The organism is Microbulbifer discodermiae, from assembly GCF_040742695.1.
Lineage (GTDB): Bacteria > Pseudomonadota > Gammaproteobacteria > Pseudomonadales > Cellvibrionaceae > Microbulbifer.
In genome coordinates, this window is record NZ_JBFLAB010000017.1 from 1 (window position 1) to 24,631 (window position 24,631).

At 61.3% G+C, this 24,631-nt stretch carries 18 protein-coding genes; 6 read left to right on the top strand and 12 right to left on the bottom strand.

Translation table 11 applies throughout. The features are described 5' to 3' along the window. Nucleotides 1-169: 169 nt before the first annotated feature. The 6 genes from glmS to glmU form a co-directional block, all read right to left on the bottom strand. Nucleotides 170-1,999, bottom strand: a complete 1,830-nt coding sequence (gene glmS / locus AB1S50_RS08130) for a glutamine--fructose-6-phosphate transaminase (isomerizing) (protein WP_367150062.1) — start codon at nt 1,997-1,999, stop codon at nt 170-172. A gap of 51 nt (nt 2,000-2,050) precedes the next feature. Beyond that, nucleotides 2,051-2,824 carry a DeoR/GlpR family DNA-binding transcription regulator gene (locus tag AB1S50_RS08135; RefSeq protein ID WP_367150147.1) on the bottom strand — a complete coding sequence of 258 codons (774 nt, stop codon included), beginning with the start codon at nt 2,822-2,824 and terminating at the stop codon, nt 2,051-2,053. Nucleotides 2,825-2,993: 169 nt separating this feature from the next. Continuing rightward, nucleotides 2,994-4,157, bottom strand: a complete 1,164-nt coding sequence (locus AB1S50_RS08140) for a dihydrolipoamide acetyltransferase family protein (protein ID WP_367150063.1) — start codon at nt 4,155-4,157, stop codon at nt 2,994-2,996. After that, nucleotides 4,154-5,137 (bottom strand): alpha-ketoacid dehydrogenase subunit beta, encoded by a 984-nt coding sequence (locus AB1S50_RS08145; protein WP_367150064.1) that lies wholly within the window; start codon nt 5,135-5,137, stop codon nt 4,154-4,156. Before AB1S50_RS08145 ends, AB1S50_RS08140 begins: the two co-directional genes overlap by 4 nt. Further along, nucleotides 5,134-6,234: a pyruvate dehydrogenase (acetyl-transferring) E1 component subunit alpha gene (pdhA, locus tag AB1S50_RS08150; protein ID WP_367150066.1), complete on the bottom strand. Its 1,101-nt coding sequence runs from the start codon at nt 6,232-6,234 to the stop codon at nt 5,134-5,136. Before pdhA ends, AB1S50_RS08145 begins: the two co-directional genes overlap by 4 nt. A 170-nt stretch (nt 6,235-6,404) precedes the next feature. After that, nucleotides 6,405-7,766, bottom strand: coding sequence for a bifunctional UDP-N-acetylglucosamine diphosphorylase/glucosamine-1-phosphate N-acetyltransferase GlmU (gene glmU / locus AB1S50_RS08155; protein ID WP_367150068.1), 1,362 nt, complete (start codon nt 7,764-7,766; stop codon nt 6,405-6,407). Between the two features lie 222 nt (nt 7,767-7,988). Between glmU and AB1S50_RS08160 the strand changes: the two genes are divergently transcribed. Then, the gene (locus AB1S50_RS08160) at nt 7,989-11,315 is read left to right on the top strand and encodes an amidohydrolase family protein (protein WP_367150070.1); all 3,327 of its coding nucleotides are present in this window, start codon (nt 7,989-7,991) and stop codon (nt 11,313-11,315) included. Nucleotides 11,316-11,416: 101 nt separating this feature from the next. On the opposite strand, the gene AB1S50_RS08165 is transcribed toward AB1S50_RS08160, so the two are convergent. The 4 genes from AB1S50_RS08165 to AB1S50_RS08180 form a co-directional block, all read right to left on the bottom strand. Further along, the gene (locus tag AB1S50_RS08165; RefSeq protein ID WP_367150071.1) at nt 11,417-12,049 is read right to left on the bottom strand and encodes a glutathione S-transferase family protein; all 633 of its coding nucleotides are present in this window, start codon (nt 12,047-12,049) and stop codon (nt 11,417-11,419) included. Nucleotides 12,050-12,447: 398 nt separating this feature from the next. Further along, nucleotides 12,448-14,313 carry a monovalent cation:proton antiporter-2 (CPA2) family protein gene (locus AB1S50_RS08170; RefSeq protein WP_367150072.1) on the bottom strand — a complete coding sequence of 622 codons (1,866 nt, stop codon included), beginning with the start codon at nt 14,311-14,313 and terminating at the stop codon, nt 12,448-12,450. A 24-nt stretch (nt 14,314-14,337) separates the two neighbouring features. Next, nucleotides 14,338-15,648, bottom strand: coding sequence for a cation:proton antiporter (locus tag AB1S50_RS08175; protein WP_367150073.1), 1,311 nt, complete (start codon nt 15,646-15,648; stop codon nt 14,338-14,340). Between the two features lie 76 nt (nt 15,649-15,724). Continuing rightward, nucleotides 15,725-16,585 (bottom strand): pirin family protein, encoded by an 861-nt coding sequence (locus tag AB1S50_RS08180; RefSeq protein ID WP_367150074.1) that lies wholly within the window; start codon nt 16,583-16,585, stop codon nt 15,725-15,727. 181 nt (nt 16,586-16,766) lie between these two features. Here AB1S50_RS08180 and AB1S50_RS08185 point away from each other — a divergent pair, with 181 nt between their 5' ends. The 4 genes from AB1S50_RS08185 to gstA all read left to right on the top strand — a co-directional run bounded on the left by AB1S50_RS08185 (nt 16,767) and on the right by gstA (nt 19,981). Further along, nucleotides 16,767-17,654, top strand: a complete 888-nt coding sequence (locus AB1S50_RS08185) for a LysR family transcriptional regulator (RefSeq protein ID WP_367150075.1) — start codon at nt 16,767-16,769, stop codon at nt 17,652-17,654. Nucleotides 17,655-17,780: 126 nt separating this feature from the next. Then, nucleotides 17,781-18,179 carry a DoxX family protein gene (locus tag AB1S50_RS08190; RefSeq protein ID WP_367150076.1) on the top strand — a complete coding sequence of 133 codons (399 nt, stop codon included), beginning with the start codon at nt 17,781-17,783 and terminating at the stop codon, nt 18,177-18,179. Nucleotides 18,180-18,292: 113 nt separating this feature from the next. Beyond that, nucleotides 18,293-19,264: a glutathione S-transferase family protein gene (locus AB1S50_RS08195; RefSeq protein WP_367150077.1), complete on the top strand. Its 972-nt coding sequence runs from the start codon at nt 18,293-18,295 to the stop codon at nt 19,262-19,264. A 102-nt stretch (nt 19,265-19,366) separates the two neighbouring features. Further along, the gene (gene gstA / locus AB1S50_RS08200) at nt 19,367-19,981 is read left to right on the top strand and encodes a glutathione transferase GstA (RefSeq protein WP_367150078.1); all 615 of its coding nucleotides are present in this window, start codon (nt 19,367-19,369) and stop codon (nt 19,979-19,981) included. Here the strand turns inward: gstA and AB1S50_RS08205 are convergent. Together AB1S50_RS08205 and hexR are read right to left on the bottom strand one after the other, a co-directional pair. Continuing rightward, a complete protein-coding gene (locus AB1S50_RS08205) occupies nt 19,969-21,228 on the bottom strand; it encodes a multidrug effflux MFS transporter (RefSeq protein ID WP_367150080.1) in 1,260 nt (419 codons plus the stop codon). The two genes, gstA and AB1S50_RS08205, sit on opposite strands and share 13 nt — an antisense overlap. Before the next feature lie 155 nt (nt 21,229-21,383). Continuing rightward, nucleotides 21,384-22,235 (bottom strand): transcriptional regulator HexR, encoded by an 852-nt coding sequence (gene hexR, locus AB1S50_RS08210; RefSeq protein WP_367150081.1) that lies wholly within the window; start codon nt 22,233-22,235, stop codon nt 21,384-21,386. 179 nt (nt 22,236-22,414) lie between these two features. Here hexR and uvrD point away from each other — a divergent pair, with 179 nt between their 5' ends. After that, a complete protein-coding gene (uvrD, locus tag AB1S50_RS08215; RefSeq protein ID WP_367150082.1) occupies nt 22,415-24,610 on the top strand; it encodes a DNA helicase II in 2,196 nt (731 codons plus the stop codon). Nucleotides 24,611-24,631 lie beyond the last annotated feature (21 nt).

Here is a 24,631-nt window from a genome sequence, read left to right on the forward strand (position 1 = left end):
CAAAACAGCGTTTATGACCTGTATATTCGGTATTTTGACGTTACCTCGCTGTAAAGGCAGCAGGTGTTCGATAATTTTGAATTGCGATTTTGTGATTTCCATAAACGCAGATTTTATCAAAATTAGTGTTAACAGGCCCTAGCTAGGCTCTATTGTAACTGCGTAGGATTTATTCCACGGTAACGGACTTGGCCAGATTCCTGGGCTGGTCCACATCGGTTCCCTTCAGTAGTGCCACATGGTAGCTCAGCAGTTGCAGGGGGACTGTATACAAAATGGGTGCCAGGCTTGCGGGCGCATCCGGTACCTCGATCACAGTGACTCCTGGCTCACTGGCAAAGCCGGCATTGGGACTGGCGAATACGAACAGCTGACCACCCCGGGCGCGCACTTCCTGCAAGTTGGATTTGAGTTTTTCCAGCAGGTCATTATTTGGTGCCACGACAATCACCGGCATATCCGCATCCACCAGCGCCAGTGGGCCGTGTTTCAGTTCCCCGGCAGGATAGGCTTCGGCGTGGATATAGGAGATTTCCTTGAGTTTCAGCGCGCCTTCCAGGGCGATGGGGAATTCGACACCCCGGCCGAGAAAGAGTGCGTGGTTCTTTTCCGCAAAGGCTTCGCTGGTGTGCTGCACGGTTTTGTCCAGACGGGTAAATTCCTCCATCAAGTGGGGCAGCTGGCGCAGGGCGCCCACCAGTTCGGCTTCCCGCTCGCTGGAGAGGCCGTTGATTTTGGCCAGGGCGATACAGAACAACTGCAGCGCGACTAACTGAGTGGTGAAGGCCTTGGTGGAGGCGACACCGATTTCGGGGCCCGCCTCGGTCATCAGGGACAGTTCGGACTCCCGCACCAGGGAGCTGTTGGGGACATTGCAGATGGCGAGGGTGGCCAGGTAGCCCAGGGTACCGGCCTGGCGCAGGGCGGCCAGTGTGTCCGCAGTTTCGCCGGACTGGGAAATGGTTACGAACAGGGTTCCGGGTTGCACGGCAGTATTGCGGTAGCGGATCTCACTGGCCACTTCGACGGAGCAGGGAATCCCGGCCCAGTCCTCCAGCCAGTAGCGGGCCACCATTCCCGCATGGTAGCTGGTGCCACAGGCAACAATCTGTACCTGTCGCACTTCCGCCAGTATCTCCTGTGCGCGGGTGCCGAGCGCTTGCGGCAGCACACTGTGGTCGCCAATGCGCCCCGCCAGGGTGGCCTGTACCACTTGTGGCTGCTCGAAAATTTCCTTCTGCATAAAGTGCCGGTAAGCGCCTTTGTCGGCCGCGTCGTGACCCCCATCCAGCTTGTGCACCGGGCGACTTACCTCTTCCCCCCGGGCATTGCGCACGGCGATACCGCTGCGGCACACCTCCGCAACATCGCCCTCTTCGAGGAAGATAAAGCGGTCGGTCACCTGGCGCAGCGCCATGGGGTCGGAGGCGATAAAGTTTTCCTCTATACCAACCCCAACCACCAGGGGGCTGCCGGAGCGGGCACAGGCCAGTACTTCCGGTTCCTCGCGGCTGACTACGGCCAGGGCATAGGTTCCCTCCAGTATCCCTGTGGCCCTGCCGAGGGCATCCACCAGGCTGTGGCCCTCGCTGGTGAGGGAGTGGATCAGGTGGACGATCACTTCGGTGTCGGTGTCGGAGTCAAATTGGTAGCCCCGGCCCCGAAGGTCGGCGCGCAACTGCTGATGGTTTTCGATAATGCCGTTGTGCACCAGGGCGATATGCCCGGATATATGGGGATGGGCGTTTTCATCGGAGGGTGTACCGTGAGTGGCCCAGCGGGTATGGGCGATACCCTGGCGGCCCTCGGCGGGGGCCGTTTGCAACTTGGCTTCCAAATCCGCCACCTTGCCCTGGCTCTTGCGCAGCTGCAGCTGGCCGCTGTCGTCCCGCAGACACACACCGGCGGAGTCGTAGCCCCGGTATTCGAGGCGGTGCAGCCCCTCCAGTAGGATTCCAGTCACATTGCGCTGCGCCAGCGCTCCGACAATTCCGCACATAGCAGACCTCTTTTGTCATCTCGCCCGGTATGGCTTCCGGGGGTTTGTGTTTTAGTGTGAGTGAGTATTCGCTTCGGCGCAGACTACCCGGATGCCGAGCTTTTCAATCTGCGCCCGGGCCTCTGGCTGGATGCCGTCATCGGTCACCAGGATATCCACCCGGCTCCAGGGCAGCTCCAGATTGGGGATGCGCCGGCCCACCTTGCTGGACTCCGCCAGCACCACCACTTCGCGGGCCACTTCAGCCATGACCCGGGACAGGCCCATCTGTTCGTTGAATGTGCAGGTGCCCCGCTCCAGGTCTATGCCGTCGGCGCCGATAAAAGCCCGGTCAAAGTCATAGCCGCGCAGTACCTGTTCCGCCACACCACCCTGAAATGCCTCGAAGTGGGGATCCCAGGTGCCACCGGTCATCAGCAGCGTGGGTTCCTGTTCCAGTTCTCGCAGGGCATTGGCCACATGCAGTGAGTTGGTCATCACTACCAGTCCCCGCTTGTGGTTGAGTTCCGGGATCATGGCCGCGGTGGTGCGCCCATAATCGATGGCGATACGGTGATGATCGGGTATCAGGGCGGCGGCGGCCCGGCCGATGGCGCGCTTGATTTCCGAGGGGGCCTCCTCGGTCACCAGTTCCCTGGGCAGGGGTATGGCCCCGCCGTGGCGGCGCAACAGCAGGCCGTGGTGCTCCATGGCGGTAAGATCCTTGCGGATCGTAACTTCTGAAATGCCGAACTTGCGCGCACACTGCTCCACACTGACTTCGCCGGTTTCCTGCAACATGGCGAGAATTTGGTGGCGGCGTTGGGCGGTATTGCGCTTGGACATGGGAACTGGCAGTTGCAATTTAAGTTTCATTTCGAAACTTTAGAATAGCAAACTGAAACTTCAATGACCAGTCCGGCGTCACTCCTATAGCAGGTTGTTGAAAAGATCTTCGTTGGCTTTCCTGGGCCTGCGACACAGGCCCCCGAAGCCACTGTGACAAACCGAGCGGTTACCCGCTCGATTTACGACCCGGGCTTCCCTGTTCGGTGCCGGGCCCCAGGGCATCAACCAGTGCCTTGAGGAAACGCGCCAGCTCGCCACCGGTGATGGCGCGGTGGTCGGCGCTGACGGACAGGGGCAGGACCGGCCGCACCGCGGCCTGTTCCCCGACAGCCATCACCGACTGGTAGGCGCGGCCGGCGGCGACAATGGCGACGGTGGGCGGCATCACCACGGGGGTGGCAAAGCGGCCGGCGAGGCTGCCAAAGTTGGATAGCAGCAGGCTGGCATCGCGCAGATCCTCCTGCCTGATGCTGCCGGATTGCGCCTGGGCCTTGTAGTTCTCGATGCCCTCCAGCAGCGCCTCGTCAGACTGCGCCGCCACATCCCGCAGCACCGGCACATAGAGCCCTTTCGGCGCGTCCACCGCCAGGCCGATATTGAGCGCGTCTTTGACAAGCAGCTCGCCTGCCTCGTAGGTGGCATTCAAGCTAGGCTCTGCCTCCACAGCTGCCTGTATCGCCCGGATCAGTTGCAGTGTGGCGTTTTCCCGGCGCCACCAGCCGGAGATATCGACCTCGTCACACAAGGTCATCTGTGCCACCTGGTCGCGACTGCGGCTCATGGCGAGGGCCATGGCGCGGCGGGCCGGCGAGGTGTTCGCGGCGGAGCCACCGGCTGTCGGCGCTGTGGCTGAGTCCGCTGCCGATGCCCCTTGCGGTGCAGCGGCCCGCACCTCGGCGGCGGTCAGGCGTGCGGCCGAGGGGTTGAGCGCGTCCAGGGAGACCCCCAAGCGCCGCGCCAGTGCGCGCACCGCGGGTGTGGCCCTGTGCCGGGTTGCGCGGATGGGTACCGGCTCGGCACCCAGTAGTTCGCGGCTCTGCTGGATTCGACCCACCACGGTTCCGGAATCGGAGTCCTCAACGGGAGTTTGCTGTGCGGCCTGGGCAAATCCCACCAGGGGTCGGCCCACGTCGACAGTTTCCCCGGCGGCGGCGAACAGCTTTTCTACGATTCCGCCCCAGGGAGAGGGTACTTCCACCAGCGCCTTGGCGGTCTCGACGCTCACCAGTGTCTGGTGGGCGGCTATCTGGTCCCCCTGGTCGACGTGCCACTCGCGAATTACCGCGTCGGGCAGTCCCTCGCCCAGGTCCGGGAGGGTGAATATTTTCATCTTGGGTACTCCAGTGCCGCGCGAACCCCCCGCAGGATCCGCGATTGGTCGGGGAGATACTGATTCTCCAGCTGGTAATAGGGCATCACCGTGTCGTATCCGGTGACCCGCTGCACCGGTGCCTTGAGCAGGTCGAAGGCGTACTCGCCGATCTGCGCGGCGATTTCCGCACCCAGGCCGCCAAAGCGGGCGGCTTCGTGCACCACCACGCAGCGCCCGGTCTTTTCCAGCGAGTCGATAATGGTATGGATATCCAGGGGTTTTAGGGTGGCGGGGTCGATCACCTCCGCCTTCACGCCCTCGCCGGCCAGTTCCTCGGCCACTTCGAGTGTCTCCCGCAGCGCCGCGCCCCAGGCGATCAGGGTGATGTCACTGCCCTCGCGCAGCACGAAGGCCCGGTCCAGGGGCAGGGGTTCGCCGCTGTCCGGGACCTCCTGCCGCGCGGCCCGGTAGATGCGCTTGGGCTCCAGAAACAGCACCGGGTCCGGGTCGCGAATCGACGCCAGCAGCAGGCCGTAGGCCCGCGCGGGGGAGGAGGGCACCACGACCCGCAGGCCGGGCACATGGGCGAAAATCGCCTCGGTACTCTCCGAATGGTGCTCCGGGGCGTGGATACCACCCCCATAGGGTGCGCGATAGACCACCGGGCAGGAGAGGCGCCCGCGGGTGCGGTTGCGGAGCCGGGTGGCGTGGCTGAGGATATGATCCAGGCCCGGATAGATAAAACCCATAAACTGAAATTCCGCCACCGGCCGCAACCCCTGTACGGCCATGCCCACGGCGATGCCCGCGATCATGGTTTCCGCCAGCGGCGTGTCCCTGACCCGCTCTTCGCCGAAGGTCTTTTGCAGCCCTTCTGTAGCGCGAAACACCCCACCATTGGCGCCCACATCCTGACCGAAAACCACTACCCGGGGATCTCTGCGGAGCTCGTGGGCGAGCGCCTGGGTGACCCCCTCCACCAGGGTGATTGCTGTCATGGGGCTACCTCCTCGTTACGCAGCTCTTCATACTGCTCTATCAGGGCTTCGGGGAGCTCCGCGTACAGGTGGTCGAACATGGCGGTGGCGCTTTCCCGGGGCCGTTCGGCATAGTTGCGCAGTGCCCGCTCGCAGACCTCCGCCAGTTCACGCTGCAGCTCGCCCTCCAGCTCATCGCTCCAGTCGCCGGTGCCGCGCAGGTAGGTGCCCAGCCGGACCAGCGGCTCACTCTGTTCCGCTTCGTGCAGCTCCTGTTCCGGCCGGTAGCGCCGCGCGTCGTCGGCGGTGGTGTGGTCACACAGCCGGTAACTGGTGGCTTCGATCAGGGTGGGCCCCTCGCCACCCCTCGCCCGCGCCACCGCGTCGGCCACCGCCGAGCGCACGGCGATCACGTCGTTGCCGTCCACCTGGAGTGCGGAGACACCCGCTGCCACAGCCTTCTGGGCGATGGTGGGGGTGGCGGTCTGGCGGTGGCGGGGCACCGAGATGGCCCACTGGTTGTTGTTGATCACGAAGACGGCGGGTAGCTGCCAGACCCCGAGCAGATTGAGGGCTTCGTAAAAATCGCCTTTGGAGGTGGCGCCTTCACCGGCGCAGGACACGGCTACCCGCGCGGGTTCGTCCAGTCTTTGATGTCGATATTTCAGGGCGAAGGCGATGCCGGCGGCGTGGAGCAGTTGGGTGGCGATGGGCACGCAGAGCGGCAGGTCGCGCGGCGCGTGGCGAAAACCCTGTCCCCGCTCGTCCCCGCCCCAGATAGCGAGGATTTCCTCTATCTCCACCCCCCTTTCCAGCAGTGCCCCGGTTTCGCGGTAGTAGGGGCAATAGACATCCTCTGTGCGCAGCGCGCCCCCGACGCCAACCCCGATTGCCTCCTGGCCCAGGGTGGAGGGGTAGGTGCCCAGCTGGCCGGTCCGCTGCAGCTTTACCGCCCGGTCATCCACCAGCCGCGCCAGCGCCATCTGCCGGTACAGTGCCTGCAGTGTGTCGGGGGTGGCGAAGCCCGGCAGTGGCTGGGTGGCCTGGCCGCGCGCATCCAGATATTGCAGCCGGGCGATATCGAACGAGGCAACCAGTTGCATTTTTGGTTTGTGCATCGGACCACTCCTTGTTTTCCGATGCGACAGTGTACTGGAAGGGTGGCGGGTGAACGGTTGCGGAAAGAGGGTTTAGCTGCCGGATTTTTTTCTTTGCGACGGTTTTCGCGGCGCGCTGGGGCAGCGGCGGAGGGGCGGCGTTAGATCCGCCGCCGTCCCTATGGCCGGGATCAGGTCTTTTTGACGGGCCTCTGCCAGCCGGAGACATTGCGCTGGCGGCCGCGCGCCACCGCCAGCTCCTCGCTGCCCACTTCGCGGGTGATGGTGGAGCCGGCGCCCACCGTGGCGCCATCTCCCACTTTAACGGGTGCCACCAGCGCGGTATTGGAACCGATAAAGGCGCCGTCACCGATTTCGGTGAGGGACTTGTTCACGCCGTCGTAATTGCAGGTGATGGTGCCGGCACCGACGTTCACCGCCTCGCCGATCACCGCATCGCCCACATAGGAGAGGTGATTGATCTTGCTGCCGGCACCCACTCGGGCTTTTTTGATCTCCACAAAGTTGCCCACCTTGGCGCCGGCTGCCAGTTGGGTGCCGGGGCGCAAACGGGCGAAGGGCCCCAGGGTGCAGGCCTCCCCCACATGGGCATCCTCGATGATGGTGTTGGCCTCTACGCGGGTAGCGTCCCCCAGGCGGCAGTTCCTCAGCAGACAGTTAGGGCCTATCTGTACCCCCTTGCCCAGGGTGACGGAACCCTCGAAGACGCAGTTGATATCGATGGATACATCGGTACCACACTGGAGATCACCGCGGATATCAATTCGCGCCGGGTCCAGCAGGGTGACGCCGGCATTCATGAGCGCCACGGCACTGGCCTGCTGCAGGGCCCGCTCCATTTGCGCCTGCTGGGCGCGGCTGTTGACGCCGGCCACCTCCAGGGCGTCGCTGGCGCGCACGCCGGTCACGGGGATTTCCTCGCTGACGGAGCGGGCGATAATGTCGGTCAGGTAGTACTCACCCTGGGCATTGTCACAGGACAGCTCCGGCAGCCAGCGGGACAGCAGCTCCGCCGGGGCCGCCAGGATACCGGTGTTCACCTCGCGGATGGCCAGGGTATCCGCGTCCGCGTCCTTCTCTTCCACGATCGCCAGCACCCGCCCGGCGTCATCGCGCACTATGCGCCCGTAACCGGCCGGGTTGGCCATTTCCACCGACAGCAGCGCGGGTCCCCTGTCCGCCGCCGACAACAGGGACTGCAGGGTGCCCGACTTCACCAGTGGCACGTCGCCGTAGAGCACCAGAACCGTGGCGCCGCTGCGGAAGTGGGGGATCGCCTGGGCCACGGCGTGGCCGGTGCCCAACTGCTGGGCCTGTTCCACAAACCGCACACCGCTGTCAGAAAAGCCCTCCCGCACCTGCTCGGCGCCGTGTCCAATCACTACCGTGATGTCCACTTCCCCCAGTTGCCGGGCCGTCCCTATGACCCGTGCCAGCATGGGAACACCCCCGATAGGGTGGAGCACCTTGGGCAGGTCGGAGCGCATACGGGAGCCTTTACCGGCGGCGAGAATCACTACATCGATGGTCATATTCAGCCTGAAACTCGGGTTGAGGAGGATTGGGTGCGCGCATTGTGGCGATTCACTTCCGTGAACTCAAGCGGCCTCCCGGTTCATCACGGCAGCCGGCGGTTCGACGCAAGCGGATTGCCAGTACTCACCAATCCCGTTAGTTTAACCGGCGCAAATCCACTGTTGCACAGAAACACTAACAACTGTTGGCGCGTAAAACGCGGCACAAGGAAACCATTGATGACGACTATCAAGCAGAGCCGATTTGGCCACACACTGCTGGGGCTGGCGGCACTGGTGCTCAGCCTGCCGCTGGGGGCCGCAGAGGAGACTGAAAAACGGGAGGAACAAAAGGGCGAGACCTGGGAAGTGAACAAGCCGTCCTATCCATTCAACCCCATCCAACTGGACACCCGCGAGGTCACCTGGAGCAACCTGGATATCAGCCCGGACGGGAAGACCATCCTGTTCGATATGCTCGGCGATATCTACACAATGCCGGTGGTAGGTGGCGAGGCCGTGGCTCTGACCAATGAAATCGCCTGGAATATGCAGCCGCGCTTCAGCCCCGACGGCGATAACATCGTTTTTATCAGCGACCGGGACGGCGCCGACAATATCTGGTTGATGGATCGAAATGGCGAGAATCTGCGCCAGTTGACCACGGAAAAGGAAAACCTGCTGCACTCGCCCAACTGGAGCCCCGACGGCCAGTATTTGGTGGCGCGCAAAGGCTTTATGTCCGGGCGCAGCATTCCCGCCGGTGAAATCTGGATGTATCACTTCGGCGGCGGTGAAGGGCGCCAGTTAAAAGAGCGTATCGGTGGCGAAGTCGCGCAGAAGAATATCGCTGACCCGGCTTTTTCCCCGGACGGGCGTTACGTCTACTACGCCATCGACACCACTCCCGGCACTGTGTGGGAGTACAATAAGAATTCCACCCAGCAAATCTTCGCCATCAACCGCTATGACCTGCAGAAGGGCGAAGAGGAGACCTTCGTTGCCGGTCCCGGCGGCGCAGTGGCGCCGGTGCCGTCCCCGGACGGCAGCAAGCTGGCCTTTATCCGCCGCCAGAACAATCAAACGGCGCTCTTCCTGAAGGACCTCAACACTGGCCTGGAGACCCCGGTTTACGCGGGCCTGGAGCGGGATCTGCAGGAAATCTTCGGCTCCCACGGCAACTATGTGCAGTACGACTGGATGCCGGACGGAGAATCCCTGGTTGTCTGGACCGGTGGCAAATTCCTGCGTATCGCCGCGGACGGCGACTCCGTAGAGCCCATTGCAGCCCATGTGAAAGTGGAGAAGCAGGTGGCCGACGCGGTGCGCTTCCCAGTGGAAGTGGCCTCGGAAACCTTCGATGTGAAGATGATCCGTTGGGCGCAGAAATCCCCTGACGGCAAACAGGTGGCGTTTCAGGCCCTGGGCAGGATCTACATCCAGGATATCGACAGCGGTGAGCGCCGCCGGCTCACCCGCCAGAATGATCACTTCGAGTTCTACCCCAGCTGGTCCCGCGACGGCCGCGAGATCACCTATGTGACCTGGGACGACGAAAAACTCGGCCATGTACGGGTGGTTTCGGCCCGCAATGGCCGCGGCGGGAATGTCACCGGCCAGCCGGGACTGTATGTGGAACCGACTTTCTCCCCCAGCGGAGATACGGTGGTGTACCGCCGTTTTACCGGTGGTTATCTGCTCAGCCCGGAGTACTCCCTGGAGCCGGGAATCTACCTGGCAGATGCGGATGGCGACTGGCAGCGCAGGGTGGTCCAGTCGGGTTACGAGCCCCACTTCGGTGCCAGTGACGAGCGCATTTATTTCTCTGAATATGTGCGCGCCAACGGTGGCAAGCGTGTGTTGAAGAGCACCAACCTGGAGGGCAAGGACGAGCGCGAGCATCTGCACGGTGCCGAGATTACCTCATTCCGCCTCTCACCCGACGGCAAGTGGGTGGCCTTTACCCAGGACTTCAAAGCCTTTGTGGCCCCCTTTATGCACACCGGCAAGTCCGAGGTGATAGGTCCAGACAGCAAGGCCGTTAAAGTCACCAGGGTGTCCAAGCGCGCCGGTGAAAACCTGCACTGGTCCGCCGACAGTGGCACCCTGGGCTGGGCCCACGGCCCCAAGCTGTTTGAGCGCCAGTTGAAGGATGCCTTCGGCTTTGTGGCCGGTGCCCCGGAGGAGCTGCCGGAACCAGTGTCCGAGGGCATCGACCTGGGCTTTGTGCAGCCGTTCGACAACCGCGCCGAGCTGGTCGCCCTCACCGGCGGTACTGTTGTCACCATGCGCGATGCGGAAAACACCCGCGAAATTATCGAAAACGGAGTTGTGCTGTTCCGCGGTAACCGTATTGTCGCGGTGGGCCCCGCGGCTGAAGTGGAAGTTCCCGCGGAGGCGAAACGTATCGACGCCACCGGCAAAACCGTACTGCCGGGACTAATCGATGCCCACGCCCACGGCGCCCAGGGACGCGAGGAGATTATCCCGCAGCAGAACTGGAACCTCTTTTCCAGCCTGGCCTTTGGGGTAACCACCATCCACGACCCCTCCAATGACAGCAGTGAGATCTTCTCCGCCGCGGAGATGCAGAAGGCGGGCCTGATTACCGGGCCGCGCATCTTCTCCACCGGCACCATTCTCTATGGCGCCAAGGGCCCCGGCTACAAAGCCAAGATCAACTCGCTGGAAGATGCCCAGTTCCACGTGAACCGTCTCAAGGAGATGGGTGCTATCTCGGTGAAGAGCTACAACCAGCCCCGCCGCGACCAGCGCCAGCAGGTGCTGCAGGCGGCCCGCGAGGCCGGCATCATGGTAGTGCCTGAGGGTGGTGGTAAGTACCAGCACAATATGAATATGGTGGTGGACGGACACACGGGCATAGAGCACTCCCTGCCCATCGCCCATGTCTATAGCGACGTGGAGCAGTTGTGGGGCCAGACCCGGGTGGGCTATACGCCGACCTTTGTGGTGGCCTATGGCGGGCTCTGGGGAGAGGAGTACTGGTATGACCGCACCGAGGTGTGGAAAAACCAGCGCCTGACCCGCTTTACCCCGGATTTTATCGTCAATCCGCGCTCCATCCGCCGCCCCACGGCGCCGGACGGCCACTACAACCACTTCAACGTGGCCCGCCAGGCCAAGCAGTTGCGCGATGAGGGCGTTACCGTCCATATCGGTGCCCACGGGCAGCGCGAGGGCCTGGGTGCCCACTGGGAAATGTGGATGATGGAGCAGGGCGGCTTTACCCCCTGGGAGGCCTTCCGCGCCGGTACCATCGACGGCGCCCGCTATCTGGGTATGGACGACGATATCGGCAGTATCGAAAAGGGCAAACTGGCGGATTTGATCGTGGTGGATGGCAATCCGCTGGACAACCTGCGGCTGTCAGAAAACATTAGTTATACGGTGATCAACGGCCGCGTGTTCGAGGCGGAAACCATGAACGAAGTGGATGCTGGCGAACGGCTGGCGTTCTTTCACGAGCGGTTGCCTATCAGCGCCATGCCGGCGCCCACCGCGGAGGCGATTCAGGAAAAAATGGAGCGCCACCACTGGGTGCACTAACAGCCCGCTGTCCCGAACAGGGGGGTTGGGTTGCATACCAAGCTGATAAAAAAGGCCGGCAATAAAAAGTTGCCGGCCTTTTTTATGGGGCAAAAACGAAATCAGGCCTCGCTGGTTTCCTTCACCAGGTCAGCGTCCAGTTGCATCGCCCGTTTCAGCGCTGGACGTTCCTCCAGCCGCGCAAAATACTCCACAAACTCGTCGCGCTTTTCCATTGTGCCGAACTGCATACCCCAACCGATATGGGAGCCTAAATAGACATCGGCTGCGGTAAACCGGTCACCGGCAATATAGGGGTTGGCTTTCACCGCCAGTGACAGAGTGTCCAGGGCATGCGCACAGGTGCCATAACCCAGCATCCTTTGCTTTTCTACCGCCGGCTCTCCGTCGAATACCTTCCGGTTGGTCAACGCCGACTCCAGCGGCCCGGCGGCAAAGAAAAGCCAGCGGTAGTAATTCGCTTTTTCCTCCACAGTTTGCGGCAGCAGCCCGGCTTCGGGAAATACATCCGCCAGGTAGGCGCAGATGGCCGCTGTCTCGGTGATCACATTGCCATTGTGGACTATCGCCGGCACCTTACCCATCGGGTTGATAGCCAGATACCCGGGGGATTTCATCTCTGTGTCGTAGGCCAACACTTCAGTCTTGTAGGACGCGCCCACTTCCTCCAGCATCCAGTGCGCGATAGAACCGCGGGACTGGGGGTTGGTATAAAAAACCAATTCCTGGTTCATTATTCTTTCCTTTTTCTGGTCAATTTATCGGGCACCTGGATTTTGGCATTGACAGAAAACCCGGACAATGGGGATGTCACTATCCGGAACGCGGGCAAACCGCTAACGCCTGCAACTTTTAGGGTACAGCTAGCAGGCTGTTGAAATTCGAAGAATTTCGATGCCTGCTACCGGAATATGGATGTTCCGGCAAAATCGGCGACGCCTAAGTCGTTGATTTTGGGAGAAAAGTGAAAATCACATTTTTCGCTTTTCGTGTGTTGAAAAAGGCAGGATGCCTTTTTCAACAACCCGCTAGGAAGCGTACGGCATTTTGCCGGGTATATCGAAGGCTTCGCCGGCACTAAAGGTTGAGGCTATGCCAATTATTTCTGCGCCGGCGGAGTTAAGAAACCGGATCAGGTTCCCGGCTCTGCATCCTTGTCGGGGGGTGGCGACTGATCCCAGTAGTGATCCAGGTGCAGATCCTTGTCGCGACGGTCCTCGCGCAGCGCCTGCAAAAGCTGCTCCCGATAGACCCGCGTGCGTGCCGGGAGGCGCGATTCATCGCGCCAATAGGGGAACAGGGACTCCAGCATTTGCTGGTCGTGTTGCTTGAACTTGCGCGCTGCCCGACGCGCCTGCCACTTGCTCAGGCCCAGGAGTTCCAGTGCCTTCTCGCCGATAGCGATGGCGGAGTCCACGGTTTCGCGGAAGATGTATTGGACCCCGGCCTCCATCAGCGCATATTGGTGCATGCGGTTGCGGGCCCGGGCCAGGATGGTCAGATGGGGAAAGTGCCGGCGCAATTGCGCGACAATCTCCAGTGATGCCGCCTGATCGCTCAGGGTAAGGATGACCAGCCTGGCATTTTTGGCCCCGGCGGCCCGCAGCAGATCGCTGCGTGAGGCGTCGCCATAGTAGGCTTTGATCCCGTAGCGGCGCACCAGGTCCAGCTGGGAGGCATTGCGCTCCAGCAGGGTAGTGTTGAACCCACAGGCATTCAGCAGGCGGCCGGCGATCTGCCCAAAGCGGCCGTAGCCGATAATAATTACCGGCGAATCCCCCTGCGGCGGTGTTTCATCTCCGGGCTCTTTGTCACCGTCGGGTCTTTGGTGGCGGGGCTGGATAGCCTGCTCGTAGATCAGCAGCAAAATGGGGGTGATGGCCATGGACAGAGCGATAACCGCGATCAGCAGATTGCCACTGGTGCTGTCTATGACATTGTTCTGGGCCGCGAAGGACACCAGTACAAAGCCGAACTCCCCCGCCTGGGCCAGCGCCAGGGCAAACAGCCAGTCCTCGCCCCGGGTCATCCCCGTCACCCGTGCCAGCGAGTAGAGTACGGCAAACTTTACCGCCACCAGCATCACCACCAACACCAACAGCAGCATTGGATAGGCCGCCATCAGAAGAAAGTTCACGTTGGCGCCGACTGCGATAAAAAACAGGCCCAGCAAAAGGCCTTTGAACGGCTCTATGTCCGCTTCCAGTTCGTGGCGGAATTCGCTCTCCGCCAGAGTGACGCCGGCGAGAAAGGTGCCGAGCGCCGGCGACAGATCGAGCCAGCTCATGGCGGCAGCGGAGCCCACCACGATCAGCAGTGAGATAGCCGTGAACATCTCCCGCAACTGACTGCCGGCGATCAGGCGCAGTACCGGACCCAGTAAGTAACGGCCACCCAGCGCAAATGCCGCCATGATACCCACCAGCGCCATCGCATAGCGCCAGCCGGAGAGGCCGTGGTGGTCGGTGGCGACACCGCTGACGGCCAGCAGGGGCAGCAGGGCCAAAATGGGGATGACCGCTATATCCTGAAAGAGCAACACCGCAAAGGCGCCACGGCCACCCTCGGTGCGCAGCAGTTTCTTTTCACTGAGTGACTGCAGGACAATAGCGGTTGAAGATAACGCCAGGATCATGCCTACGGCGGTAGCACTGCGCCAGTCCTGTCCGAACAGAAGTATTGCCAGTGCGGCGATGACCGCCGCAGTGGCCAGCAACTGCGCACTACCGGTACCGAGAATGGCGCCGCGCATCTGCCACAGTTTGCGCGGCTGCAGTTCGAGACCGATCAAAAACAGCATCAGAGCCACGCCGAATTCGGCGATATGCATTTCCTCGCTGGTGTCGCCCACCAGGCTCAGCCCAAAGGGCCCTATGACCACTCCCGCCAGCAGATAACCCAGTACCGAACCCAGACCCAGCCGGGTGGCCAGGGGCACCGCTATGACCGCCGCTGAGAGATAGATCACCGCCTCTATCAGAAATCCGCTGTGTTCCATGCTGTCTGCCGATGGGTTTTGGAATTATGGCTGCGTTTTTGTTTGTTTTGCCCCTTCAGCACTCTGTTCCGGTTCGACGATGGCGCTGCTGCGGCGAATAAGAGGAGCAATGGTGGAGCCCTGTACAACGATGGAGAAGAGTACCACGCCGTAGGTCATCACCACCCACAGGTGGCGCACATCCTGGCCTTCGATATACGCATAACCCTCGGGAATAGCGAGCGCCAGAGCCAGCGCCAGGCCGCCGCGCAGGCCGCCCCAGATAAGGATGCGTTCACTGTAGGGGTGATACTTACGGCGGCACTTGAGCAGAGTGAAGGGGATACTGACGGCGGCGGTCCGACCCAGGAGAACGATCACGATCGCCACCAGGATCAATATGTAATCGAAGGGGTTGAGATTGATCGTGATGAGAAAGAGCCCCACCAGTAAAAACAACAAGCCGTTGAGAAAGTCCTCGGTGATGCTCCAGAAGTTGTCCAGCTCGCGCTGGCTCACCCGGGAAAAGCCCCGCTCGCGGGTGAAGTTGCCGATGATGATGCCACTCACCACCATCGCCAGGGCGCCGGACACCCCCAGCAGGTTGGCCAACGAAAAACCCGCTGTGGGAATGACCAGCGTCAACAGCAGCTCGAGGCTGTGATCATCGGTGGCGCAAATCAGTAAGTGGAACAGGGTGCCGATAAACAGCCCCATGACTACGCCGCCCACGGCCTCTACGGCGAACAACTGTGCCACGGCCGACACCGTGGGCTCTTCACCCCCGAAGGCCAGTGCGTAGATGACGGTGAAAATCACCAGGCCGAAGCCGTCGTTGAACAGCGACTCCCCCTCCACCTGAATCGCTATCTGCTCAGGTGCCTTCAGGTTTTTCAGAATGGCCAGTACCGCAATGGGGTCAGTGGGTGAAATCAGGGCGCCAAACAGCAGGCAGTACACCAGGCCCACCGGCAGGCCGACCCATTGAAGGAACAGGTACAGCAGCGCCCCTACCACCAGAGTGGAAATCAGTGTGCCCGCTATGACCAGCAAACTGATCTCCAAACGCTGGTTGCGCAGCATGTGCAGGTCGATATGCAGGCTGCCCGCAAACAGCAGAAAGCCCAGCATACCCTTGAGCAGCAGGTCCTTCAGGTTCATCAGTGGCAGCAACTGGTCGGCCCAGGTGTGCAATTCAACCAGGCCCAGCTTGCCCATTCCGGTCACCAGCAGCGACAGCGCCAGGGCGCCGGCGGTGATGGCGATGGTACTCTGCGCCCGCAGTACGTACTGGTTGAGAAATCCAAGAAAGACCGAGATAGCCGCGAGAAAACAAAAGGTGTAATAGACTTCCATCCCGTAGGTGTACCTCGCGCTGATCGGGTTTGGACGGCATGCGGGCCGGGCCGCGTATGGGCGGGCCGGCGGGCGGTCAGTCGGTGAGGGTGCCGTCGTGGTAGTCGCGCAGAGCCTGCTCGATTTCCTCGCGGCTGTTCATCACGAAGGGGCCATAGTGCACCACTGGCTCCCGCAGCGGTCGGCCGTGCAGCACCAGCAGCCCCGCCCCCTTGTCACCGGCACGCAATTGTAGTGCCTGGCCCTCTCCATACAAGAGCATATTGCTGTCTTTGACGGTGCCGCGCTCGGTTTCCAGCTCACCCAGATATACAAACACCATGACATTGTGTTCGAACGGCAACGGCAGGCGGATCGAAGCGCCGGGGCTCAGGCGAAAGTCGGCAACCGCTGCCGACTCCTGCAGAGCCCCGCTGTGGGTCCTTCCCCCAATGGTCCAGTGGCCCGCAATCAGGCGGGCCAGGGAACCCTGTTGGTCTAGTGGCAGTTGAGGAATCTCCTCGGCCTGGATGTCGCGCCACTTTGGGTTATCCATCTTGTGAGCGGCGGCCATATTGATCCAAAGCTGGAAGCCGTGCATGCCGCCCTCTGCCACTGAGGGCATCTCGGAGTGAATAATTCCGCGCCCGGCGCGCATCCACTGGGCTCCCCCCGCCGACACCTTGCCCCGATTGCCCAGATGGTCCCGGTGCTCAAATTCACCCTTGAGTAAATAGGTGAGGGTTTCAATGCCGCGGTGAGGGTGCGGCGGAAAGCCGGCGATATAGTCGTCCGCCTGTTCCGAACGGATCTCGTCGAGCATCAGGAAGGGGCTGAACGCCGGGTCCTGAAAGCCGTCCACCCGCTGGATCTTCACCCCGGCGCCATCCGCCGAAGCCCGGCTGGCCAGACTGCGCACCAGCGGACGCACTTCGTGGCCCTGTTCTTTAGTCTGCATAGATACCTCTGAGAACGATTACTGACCCAGTATAGGCCGATCAAATAGATAAAAAACTGCAAAAAAAGCGAGCTTATGTTCGATTTATTTGATCAATCGCGCTATATAATGTCCTGACACGGTAGTTGCGTGTTGAGGTCGATACGCACCGGGTTACGGATGCGGGCGAGAGGGGTGCGAAATGGCGAAAGTGACGCTGGAGCAGTGGCGAATGTTTCAGTCGGTGGTGCAGTACGGGGGTTTTTCCCAGGCCGCAGAGGCGGTACACAAGAGCCAGTCTTCCATCAATCACGCCGTGCACAAGCTGCAGCAAAGCCTGGGGATAGCGCTGTTGGAAGTCCGCGGCCGCAAGGCGGAACTCACCGATGCGGGGCGCATCCTGCTGGCGCGCGCCGGCGGTCTGCTGAGCGAGGCAGAATCCCTGGAGGCCGTTGCCAGCAGCCTGGCCAGTGGTGAAGAGGCGCTGTTGACGCTGGCGGTGGACGTGATCTTCGACTACGACTGTTTGTTTGATGCCGTGGAGCAATTCGCTTCCCGTTTCCCCCATACGCGCCTGGAATTGCGCGAGACGGTGCTGTCGGGAGCGGAGGAATTGCTGTTGCAGCAGCAGGCCGATTTTATTTTGTCGGCGTGGATACCCCAGGGCTTTGTGGGGGAACCGGTGACAAAGGTACGCTTTCTGCCGGTGGCGCACCCGGACCACCCCCTGCATCACCTGGGTCGGCCGGTGACGCGCAAGGATTTGAAGTCCAGCCGGCAGATAGTGCTGCGGGACTCCGCCAGCAGGAATCGTCAGGACGCCGGCTGGCTGGGTTCCGACCAGCGTATCACTGTCACCAACGTGCAAACCTCAGTCGAACTGATCGAGCGCGGCCTGGGCTTCGCCTGGCTGCCGGAGACCCGCATTCGCGACTCACTGTCTGCGGATCTCCTGCTGCCGCTGCCCACCGAGGAGTCCTGGGGGCGCGATGTCACTGTGTATCTCGTCTTTGCGGACAGTGACAAAATCGGGCCCGCAGCCGGCTTTCTCATCGACACACTGCGCCGGGGGTTGGGCAGCATGGCGTAATCCGTCGGCGAAAATCGAAAGGTATTTGCGAAAAAATGCAGTTTTTTTCTCACTGAGCAAAACTAAACTGCCCGCCCTGGGCTGGCATTCACTAACTGGCTGTTTTTTCTGTGCGAGGACCAAGCGATGAATAACCCCGTTTTGTGCGATGTCTCTAAATTGATCGGCCGGGTGCTGATTTCCCTGATTTTTATTTTGTCGGGCTGGGCCAAGATCGGCGGCTATGCCGGCACCCAGGCCTACATGGAATCCGCGGGTGTGCCGGGCATACTGCTGCCGCTGGTGATCCTGGTGGAACTGGGCGGGGGGCTGGCGATTCTGTGCGGCTTTTTCACCCGCTGGGTATCCCTGCTGCTGGCCGCCTTCTGTCTGCTGAGCGCGGCGCTGTTTCACTATGTGCCGGACGACCAGATGCAGATGATCGCCTTTATGAAGAATCTCGCTATCGCCGGTGGATTTTTGATACTGGCCTGCTCCGGTGCCGGGGGCTACAGCCTGGACCAGCTGTTCAGCCGCGACAAGTAAAAAACTACCGACACACCCTATCGCGGACTTGCGCGGATGCAGAGTCCGCGGCCTCTGTGCGCCGGTCAATTTTGTGTCCCTGGGTCATTGTCTCAACATAACTGGAGGTGGAGATGGGCTTACTGGTCAATGGTGAATGGCAGGACCGCTGGTATGACACCGGCACTAGCGGGGGGGAATTCGTGCGCGAAGCGGCGCAGCTGCGCAACTGGATCACCGCCGATGGCAGTGCCGGACCCAGCGGCAGAGGCGGTTTTGCCGCCGAGCGGGACCGCTACCACCTGTATGTGTCACTGGCCTGTCCCTGGGCGCATCGCACACTGATCTTTCGCCAGCTCAAGGGCCTGGAGGATCTGGTCGGTGTCTCGGTGGTGAGTCCTTACATGCTGGAACATGGCTGGACCTTTGCGGAAGAGGAGGGCAGTAGCGGGGACCAGCTGTTCGGGTCCGCTTATCTGTATCAGATCTACACCCGCAATCGGGCCGACTACAGCGGTCGGGTAACTGTGCCGGTACTGTGGGACAAGCAGGGCCAGTGCATCGTCAGCAATGAGTCCTCGGAAATCATCCGCATGTTCAACGAGGCCTTCAACGGGCTGACCGGCAATGGGGATGACTATTATCCGCAGGATTTGCGCGGTGAAATAGAAGCGACCAATGGGGTCGTCTACGACAATGTCAACAACGGTGTTTACCGGACCGGTTTCGCCACCACACAACAGGCCTACGACGAGGCCTATGGGTGGCTGTTCAGTACGCTGGAACAGTTGGAGCGCCGGTTGGCGGATAACCGCTACCTGTGCGGAGACAGTGTCACCGAGGCGGACTGGCGGCTGTTCACCACCCTGGTCCGTTTCGACCCTGTCTACCATGGCCACTTTAAATGCAACAAGCAGCGCCTGGCCGACTACCCGAATCTGTGGGGCTATGTGCGCGAACTCTACCAGTGGCCGGGTATTGCCGAAACGGTGGATTTCCACCATATCAAGACCCACTATTACGCCAGCCATGCCACCATTAACCCAACGCGCATCGTACCCAAAGGCCCGGAACTGGATTACTCGGCGCCCCACCGGCGCGGCTGATGTCATCGCGAACCGGTCGGCGCACCTGCGGGCTCCCGCCAAAGGGTCAATGCCTCGACCGTCACCAGTGAAGGTTACTGATTCGTTTAGAGGATAACGCCGATGAAACTCTACTATGCCCCTGGCGCGTGTTCCCTGGCGCCCCATATCGTTGCCTGTGAAGCGGGAATAGACCTCGATCTGTGCAGGGTGGACCTGCGCAGCAAGCAAACAGAGGAGGGGGGCAGCTTTCTTGAAGTCAACCCGAAAGGCTATGTGCCGGCGCTGCGCTTCGACGACGGCGAGGTGCTGACCGAGGGGCCCGCCGTCATGCAGTTTCTCGCCGACCTGAAGCCCGACAGCGGCCTGGCCCCGCCCGCCGGGAGCCGGGCGCGCTACGAACTGCAGGCCTGGTTGAACTACCTCTCCACAGAAGTCCACAAGTCCTTCCTGCCACTGTTCTGGAATGGTTCTGAGGAGGAAAAACGCACCGCACTGGAAAGGCTGAACGAGCGATTCACCTATATCGAAAGCCAGTTGTCCGGCGAGTATCTGCTGGATGGAAACTTTACCGCTGCGGACGCCTATTTATTTACGGTGACCAACTGGCTCGACCGGCTGCACATAGATACTGAGGGTTGGCCGCGGTTGCGCGCCCTGCAGGAGCGGGTAGGGCAGCGCCCGGCGGTCATGGAGGCGCTCCGTGCGGAGGGACTGCTTCCCGGTCAGTCGGAGTGAGCCGCCACGGGTGCGCCTTTTTTGGGGTCCACCACTACTATGGGTTCACGCGCCCGGGCGACAAACAGGGCCAGCCCCAGTGCCGTCGCGGCGCAGGCGAACATAGTGGCGGCAATGGGTACCAGGGTACCCGTATGTAACCGGTTGGCGACCCCACCCAACAGCCCGCCGGCGATAAACAGGCTGGCGCCATAGAGGGCGTTGGCACTGCCGCTGATCTTGGGGAAGAATTCCAGATAGCAGGCGGCCGCATTGGGCGCGGTTATGCCGATACAGGCCACCACCAGCACCAGTGGAACCATCCACAGAGCTATCTCTCTGGCGCCGGTCAGGGTTCCCAGCAGCAACAGGCCACAGCCCAGCAGTTGCAGGAAGATACCCGCCAACAGTATCCGCCGCGGGGCAAAGAACTTCAGCAGACGGATATTGATCTGCACCATCACAATCAGTGCCGCAACACAGCTGCCAAAGAACAGCGGGAAGTGACCCGCGGACACCCCAAAATACTCCATAAACACGAAAGGGGCGGTGGTTACGTAGATAAACATGGAGCTGCTGACAAACGCCTGGGCGCCGAGAAAACCCAGTGCCCGCCGGTTGCTCAGCACCCGCCCGTAGCTGCGCACCAGCTCCGCCTTGGGTTTCCTCTGCCGCCTGGCTCGGAGAAAGGGGGAGACGGTTTCCGGCACCAGTTGTCGCACCACCAGGATCATAGCGGTGGCATACAGAAGCAGAAACACGAAGATACTCTGCCAGCCGCTGAAGGTGAGCAGTACCGAACCGATCACCGGTGCCAGTAGTGGCGCCATCAATATCATGGTACTGATGATGGAGATCACCTTAGCGGCGTCGCGGCCGCTGTATAGATCCCGCACTATGGCGGCACAGATAACAGTTGCAAAGCCGCCGCCAACAGCCTGCACCAGGCGCAGGGCGACCAGCTGATTTACCTGGGTGACGAACAGTATCGCCAGTGTGCTGAGGAAAAAAATACCCAGCCCGATAGTGCCTACAGTGCGGCGCCCCCAGCGATCCGACAGGGGGCCGCCCAACAGCTGGCCGAGCGCGAAGCCCAATAGATAACTGGAGATTGAATGCTGGACTTGCTCCACCTCGGTGCCGAGAACCGAGGCCATAAGTGGAATCGCCGGCAGATAGGTATCTATTGCGAAGGGCGTAAGTGCCACCAGCACCGCCAGGTAGGATGCCAGCCAGGGGGGTGCATGTTTCTCAGCAAGCGGCGACATAAAACTCGGTGGCCTGGAAATAAAGGCGGGAGCAGACGTGGACTGAACCGCGCCGGACAGAGGGATATTCGCGACAAGGCGTGAATGGCAGGTATTGTGGCACGATTTTTGCCCGGAGTAAAGTAGCCCGCCGGTGCCCGGGCGCTGGTGGCGGTTTAATTTTCCTCGCGCAGTGTGTGCAGGCCCCGCTTCAGCTTCATCAGGTGGTCCTGCAACTGGGTGCCCTTGCGCTGGGCGACGCCAATGGCGAGGGTGTCTATCACTACCAGGTGGGCGATACGTGATGACAGAGGGGTATAGATTTCTATGTCCTCTTCCACGTCCACTTCCAGGGGAATAGAGGATCGCACAGCTACCGGCGAGCCACTGGGTGCCAGACCGATGACCGTGCCCCCCTGTTGTTTGACCATTTCGATGGAGTGCAGCAGGGCCCTGGTGCGGCCGCTCTGGGAAATCGCGATCACCACGTCCCCCGGTTCCATCGACATGGCGGACATATTCTGCATATGGTGGTCCGAGTAGGCCGCTGTGGCCAGTTGCAGGCGGAAGAACTTGTGCTGGGCATCCGCCGCCACCGCCCCGGAGGCGCCGAATCCGAAGAACTCCACCCGCTTGGTGGCTGCGATTGCGGCCACTGCTGCCTCGAGTGCGCGATTGTCCAGGGTGTCACGCACATTGAGCAGGGTGTCGACGGTGGAATCAAACACCTTGCGCTTGTACTCAGCGATGGTGTCGGTCTCGGTCACCGCTATCTGGCCGAAACTGGGGCTGGATGCCAGCTGCTGGGCCAGGTTCAGCTTGAACTCCTGAAACCCGGAGCAGCCCACTGCGCGGCAGAACCGCACTACGGTGGGTTCGCTCACCTGGGCCTCGGTGGCCAGGTCCACGATGCGCATATGGATGATTTCATTGGGGTTGGCGAGGATGTACTCCGCCACCTTGCGTTCCGATTTGCGCATGGAGGACAGTTGTTCACTGATTTTCTGCGTGACTTCTGCCGGTTTCACGATACTTCCTTCTGGACTCCTGACGGCGCAGTGTAGCTGCTGCCAACCCGGCTGGCGAGCCGTGGTGCCAGGCCCTGGGCGGGCGGCGGGAGACGAAGCTTCCAGGATTGAGCCGGCAGTGGGAGTTACCTGTTTATTTGCACAGGTATCCGCTGCGGGCTCTGTTACAATCGCCGCCCATGGACGTATCTCAGATTCTCGACCCTCTCAACGACGCCCAGCGCGAGGCGGTGGCGGCCCCGCCCGGCAATCAGCTGGTACTGGCCGGTGCCGGGTCCGGCAAAACCCGTGTGCTGGTGCACCGTATCGCCTGGCTGATGCAGGTGGAGGGCGCCTCGCCCTTCTCCTTGCTGGCGGTCACCTTTACCAATAAAGCGGCGCGGGAAATGCGCGCGCGAATCGAAGAACTGTTGGGGGTGAACACTTTTGGCATGTGGGTGGGGACTTTTCACGGCCTGGCGCACCGCTTGTTGAAAGCCCACTGGCAGGAGGCAAAGCTGCCGCAGAATTTCCAGATCCTGGATTCCGACGACCAGCTGCGACTGATCAAACGGGTACAGGACGGCCTGGGCCTGGACGAAAAGAAGTGGCCGCCGCGGGAGACCCAGTGGTGGATAGGTACGCAGAAGGATGAGGGGCGGCGCCCGCAGTATATCCAGCCCGGCGCAGATCCCTGGCTGCGGACCATGGTGGATATCTACATTGCCTATGAGGAGGCCTGTCAGCGCGGGGGGCTGGTGGATTTCGGTGAGTTGTTGCTGCGCGCCCACGAATTGTGGCTGAACAACGATGCGGTACTGGCCCACTACCGGCGCCGCTTTCCGTTTATCCTGGTGGATGAATTTCAGGATACCAACACCATTCAGTACGCTTGGCTGCGGTTGCTGGCCGGGGACCAGTGCCATATCACCGCCGTGGGTGACGACGACCAGTCCATCTATGGCTGGCGCGGTGCCAAGATCGAGAATATCCAGCACTTTGGCAGGGATCTGCGCGATGTGCAGACGGTGCGCCTGGAGCAGAATTACCGGTCCACCGGTACTATCCTCAAGGCCGCCAACGCGGTTATAGAACACAACGCCGGCCGCCTGGGCAAGGAGTTGTGGACCCGGGGGGAGGAGGGTGAGCCTATCGCGGTTTACGCCGCCTATAACGAACAGGACGAAGCGCGTTTTATCGTCGAGCATATCAACGATTGGCTGGGGGCTGGCCACCGCCGCGATAGCATCGCCATTCTCTACCGTTCCAATGCCCAGTCGCGGGTACTGGAAGAGGCGCTGCTGCGGGAGCAGATGCCCTACCGCATCTATGGCGGCCAGCGATTCTATGAGCGTATGGAAATCAAGAATGCGCTGTCCTATCTGCGCCTGATCGCCAATCGCGACGACGATACGGCTTTCGAGCGGGTGGTAAACACACCTACCCGGGGTATCGGTGTGCGCACTGTGGAAATGGTGCGCGCCTCTGCCCGCGAGCAGGGCTGCTCCCTCTGGCGGGCCGCCAACCTGATGTTGCAGCAGCGCCTGCTGGCGGCCCGTGCAGCTGGCGCCCTGCAGGCATTCCTCGATCTGATCAACCAGTTGGCGGCCAATGCGCAAGACAAATCCCTCGATACCATCGCTGAGGATGTGATCGAAACCAGCGGCCTGCTGGATTTTCACCGCAGGGAGAAGGGGGAGAAGGGCCAGACCCGTGTGGAAAACCTGCAGGAACTGATCAGTGCCTGCCGGGCGTTCGATGGCCTGGACCTGGGGGAAAATCGCGAGGAGCGCCCGCTGCTGGACCAGTTTCTGGACAGTGCGGCGCTGGACGCGGGGGAGGGGCAGGCGGATGAGTTTGAGGATGCGGTGCAGCTGATGACCCTGCACTCCGCCAAGGGGCTGGAGTTCCCTCTGGTGTTTATGGCCGGGGTGGAGGAGAACCTGTTTCCACACAAGATGTCGGCGCAGGAGCCGGGCCGGATGGAAGAGGAGCGGCGCCTCTGTTACGTGGGCATCACCCGCGCCATGCAGAAGCTCTATATCACCTACGCCGAAAACCGGCGCCTGTTCGGTAGCGAAAACCACAATAGCCCGTCTCGTTTTATCGGTGAGATACCGCCGGACCTGGTTTGTGAAGTGCGGCTGAAAACCGAGATTTCCAGGCCACTGTTCAATCCGGATTACGGCAAAGTGGGACGCTTGTCTGATCCGCCGCCGGACTTCGACGACCTGCCGCCACTGGCCCTGGGGGGGCGTGTGGAGCACCCCAAGTTTGGCGAGGGTACTGTGGTACAGTTCGAGGGCAATGGCCCGCGCGCGCGGGTGCAGGTTAATTTTGACGATGCCGGCAGTAAATGGCTGGTGGTGACCATGGCAAAGCTACAGCCACTGTAAAGGCTGCAGAAAAGATGTGTC